Below are 4,093 nucleotides of genomic sequence, written 5' to 3'. Positions count from 1 at the left end.
GGGTTTGCACTAATGGGGAAGTCATATACTACGAAACGGAGTTTGCTTTCGATAAAGACTTTGCTCAAAGTGTAGGGTTTCCAACTGATGCTATATTCCCCGATGGAATTGATACAGTAGAAAAGTTCTATAAGGATTTGTGTGATAGGATTGAGGCAAACAATATACCAAAGTTTGTTATAGTGGATTCATTGGATGCACTCACAACGAAACAAGAATCAGAAAGAGATATGGGGACTTCCACCTATGGGACAGAAAAAGCTAAGGCTATGTCGGAATTGTTCCGTAGAATAACAGGCAAGTTATCCAATAATGATTGTACCCTAATAATCATATCCCAAACAAGGGATAACATAGGCGTCATGTTTGGAAAAAGATATACCAGGAATGGAGGAAAAGCACTAGACTTTTATGCCAGCCAAATACTGTATTTGGCCCAGAAAAAGCAACTGAAAAAGACAATAAGTAAAGTAGATAGGGTAGTAGGTATACATATCATTGCAAGATGCGAAAAGAACAAGTGCGCCAAACCGTTTAGGTCATGCGAGTTTCCCATAATTTTTGATTATGGTATAGATGACCTATCGGCTAACATATCCTTTTTGGAGTCTATTGGTAAAACCAACTCAATCCCCTTGCCTAATTGGAGTCCACTACCGAAAAACACTAAGACTTTTATGAGGGATGTATCTGAACTAAGTAATACCAAGTGGAAGAAAGTTTGTCGCATGGTTTCCTCTTATGTCAAACAAACATGGAACGACATAGAGGATAGGTTTGAACCCACTAGAAAAAAGTACGAGGACTAAAATGAGTGACACTCTTATTGTTGAGGACGTTAAGAAAGAAGAACCTAAAAAGCAACAGAAGAAAGGACCGACAAGGTGGAAGTGCCCTGTTTGTAAATGCTATTGTGGAAACCCTCATAACAGAAAGTGTAGTCTACTTGAAAAGGATGGGGATAAGGTAGGACAACACCATAGTAAAGAAGCACTATACAAAATTGCCCGTGCCCTGCCGGAGAACAAAAGGCGGCTTCCACCTAATAGTAAGGCAAAAGGTAGCGCTTTTGAGCGCGATATTTGCAGAAAGCTTTCTCTTTGGGTGACGCTTGGAACAAAACATGATGTACTTTGGAGAAGTGGAGGGAGTGGTTCTATGGGAACCAAGGGGACTTCCACTAATCAATTTGGGGATATTTGTAGCGTTGACCCATTGGGTGAACCATTGGTGCAAAACTTTGTAGTAGAGTGTAAGAACTATGCAGATGCGAAACTTGGCAACAGCATCTATCAGCGCCCGGGTAGTTTGCTCTTCCGATGGTGGAAAACCCTATTGAGGGATGTAGCTAAAGCAGAAGAGGCAACCAAACTTAGGAAAATTCCCCTACTTATTATCAAAGAAAAGAGGCGACCCGCTCTTGTCGCCACTGACATTATGGGTATGGCAAGGTTTCACAACATATCACCTATTTGCTGTATTGCAACCCCCTTAAAGGATAAAGACGGTAACTATTTTCACACTTATATTTATACCCTAAGAGCAATCATTGGGACAAAAGCTGGGGATGTTTTCAAAAGTGAACAAGAGCTACAAGAGCTAACTGATAAAACGATTGAACCCAAACAGAAGAAAAGGACTAAAAGGGTCCGGCTTGGGAAAAGTGGAAAGAGAAAGAGTACTAGGGAAAGACTTAACTAATAAACCCTATTAAACAGGAAGTACCATGAACGCCCTTGTAATAGCGGATTTACACCTAAGTAGCTCTGAACTAGAGGGGTACAGATGGGATGTTTTTAATTGGTTGCATACCACTATAAAAAGAAATAGGATAGTCAACCTAATCATATTAGGGGATTTGACAGAACGAAAGGACAATCACCCAAGCGAGTTGGTCAATAGGGTTATTGACCAACTCACAAAGATTGTGTCTTTGGGGGTTTCGGTTCACGTGCTTATGGGAAACCATGATTACTTAAAACCGGATGAACCCTATTTCAGATTCCTAAACAAATTGAACTATTGTTGGTTTCACAAAGAGCCGCACTTTGTGAAAATCCAAGGGACCAACTGTTTATTTTTACCCCATAACAAAAAAGGATATACGGACATACACTTCGGTAATGCTGATTACATATTTGCCCATCAATTATTTGACGGCGCAAAATTACCTAACGGAAGTAGGGTAAATGGTTTGTCCACTTATGAGTTTGAGGGATATAGGGTATTATCTGGGGATATACATAAGTACCAAACTTTGGGTAATATAACCTATATTGGCCCTCCACACCCTGTCCACTTCGGAGAAAAGACAAGAGGGAACGCCCTCTGGATAAAGGATAAAAACAAGGAAACAAAGTTGGTTGTTGGCAGTATTAGAAAAAAGGTAATTAACCTAACTGATTTAACCCAATTAAACGATTCCCTAGAATCGGGGGATCACGTCAAAGTACGGTTGAAGTTAAAAGATCCAACTAAGTGGAATAGTGTAAAGGAATCTATTGTTACGGCTTGCAAAGATAAAGGATTAGTGCTTAGGGGGATCGAATTACAACCAACAGAGCGTACAAAGAAAAAAAGGGTTCCGTCAAAAAAGACCCTATTGAAGAACTATAAGGACGTGTTCTTTGAGTACTGTAAACAAAGTAGGGTAGCTTCATCAATAGAAGAGATTGGTGAAAAATTACTAAAGGATAGATAAAATGAGATTCATTTCTCTGTTTATACGAAACTTTCGCTCGTTCTCTGGAAAGCATAGAATATCGTTTCCACAAGCCCCTGGTTTGTATATCCTAAAGGGAATGAACAAGGATAACCCAGTTTCCTTTGGTGCAAATGCCGTAGGTAAGTCCAATCTTTGGGACTCTATTTGTTGGTGCTTATTTGGCAAAACATCTAGGGGCTTAAGGGCTACTAATGTAGTGTCTTGGGGCTATAAATATTGTCAAGTGTTCCTGACTTTTGAGATAGAGGGTAAAACCCATACCGTTAAAAGAGAACAGAATCCGAACGAGATACTGCTAAATGATAAAGTTGCCAATCAATCCGACATAGACGATTTACTCTGTTTACACTATGACGAATTTCTGGCGTGCGTTCTACTCGGTCAGTTCAACCGATACTTTTTCGATAATCAGCCCGCTGAACGGTTATCGTTCTTCAGTCAATTATTAGGGTTAAATTATTGGTCAGAATTGACCAATAAAGCTAAGGATGTATCGGCTTCAATTGAGCGTAAACTGGTTAAATTGCGTGAAGATAGTGTTAGTTTTGCCTCAAAAAAGATTGAGATAAAAAACACTATAAGCAAGTTACGTGGAATCTTAAAGGAAAATGAAGAGACAACAAAAGCTCAATTAGTCAAATTGAAAGATGATGTAGATGAACTAAATCAAAGGGTAAAAACAGCAAACAAAGATTTGACTAGGGCCATTATCGCAATCAAGGATATTGACGATAACCTAAAAGAGGCGACCGAATCGTTTCAGTTATCAAAGGAATTAGTCGATACTTATAGGGAAAAGCTAATTAGATTGATGCAACTAAAGCAAAGTGCCGATACCCAATTAGGTAAAATCAAAGAAACAGCCCCCTTGTGCTCTTTGTGTTTACAACCCATATCCGAATTGTACTTGCAAGATTTGATAGAGCGGCACAACAAAAGAACAAAAAGTATTGAGAGAAAACGTATTAGGTTACAAAACCTAATGGATAAATACAAGATAGGGCAATCGGACGCTGATAGTGCAATTAGGGAATTAGAGGACCAGAAACAAAGATTAGTGGAAATACGTAATAGAGTTGACAACGAAATACTATCAATGAAACAAATGATCGAAACAAAGAGGGAAGAAATAAGTAGGTGGGAAACCATTAGAAAAAGGTCGAGCAAGAATTTAAGAAGAGAGCTAACCGATTGTACTAACTCATTGCACAAATACACTATACATGCCAAAGAGATAAACAATAGAGTAAAATCTTTAAGTAAGGAATTGGCAGGAACAACCTATTGGGTAAATGGATTTAAAGAGCTAAGGTTATGGCTAATTGACAGCGTTACCTTGGAGTTTGAAATTGTCACTGCGAATAACTT

At 38.9% G+C, this 4,093-nt stretch carries 4 protein-coding genes; all 4 read left to right on the top strand.

The window, feature by feature from the left end; all coding sequences use genetic code 11:
• On the top strand, nt 1-809 hold an 809-nt coding region (locus tag PHG87_07455), incomplete at its 5' end, for a hypothetical protein (protein MDD5478011.1).
• Nucleotide 810: 1 nt separating this feature from the next.
• Nucleotides 811-1,701 carry a hypothetical protein gene (locus PHG87_07450; protein MDD5478010.1) on the top strand — a complete coding sequence of 297 codons (891 nt, stop codon included), beginning with the start codon at nt 811-813 and terminating at the stop codon, nt 1,699-1,701.
• 25 nt (nt 1,702-1,726) lie between these two features.
• Nucleotides 1,727-2,701: a metallophosphoesterase gene (locus tag PHG87_07445; GenBank protein ID MDD5478009.1), complete on the top strand. Its 975-nt coding sequence runs from the start codon at nt 1,727-1,729 to the stop codon at nt 2,699-2,701.
• Between the two features lie 100 nt (nt 2,702-2,801).
• Nucleotides 2,802-4,093, top strand: a 1,292-nt coding sequence (locus tag PHG87_07440) for a hypothetical protein (protein ID MDD5478008.1), incomplete at its 3' end; no start/stop codon positions are given.

It is taken from the genome of Candidatus Omnitrophota bacterium (genome assembly GCA_028716245.1).
Classification (GTDB): domain Bacteria; phylum Omnitrophota; class Gorgyraeia; order Gygaellales; family Profunditerraquicolaceae; genus UBA6249.
The sequence above is the reverse complement of the archived record's forward strand: the minus strand, read 5'-3'. Positions and strand labels throughout refer to the sequence as shown.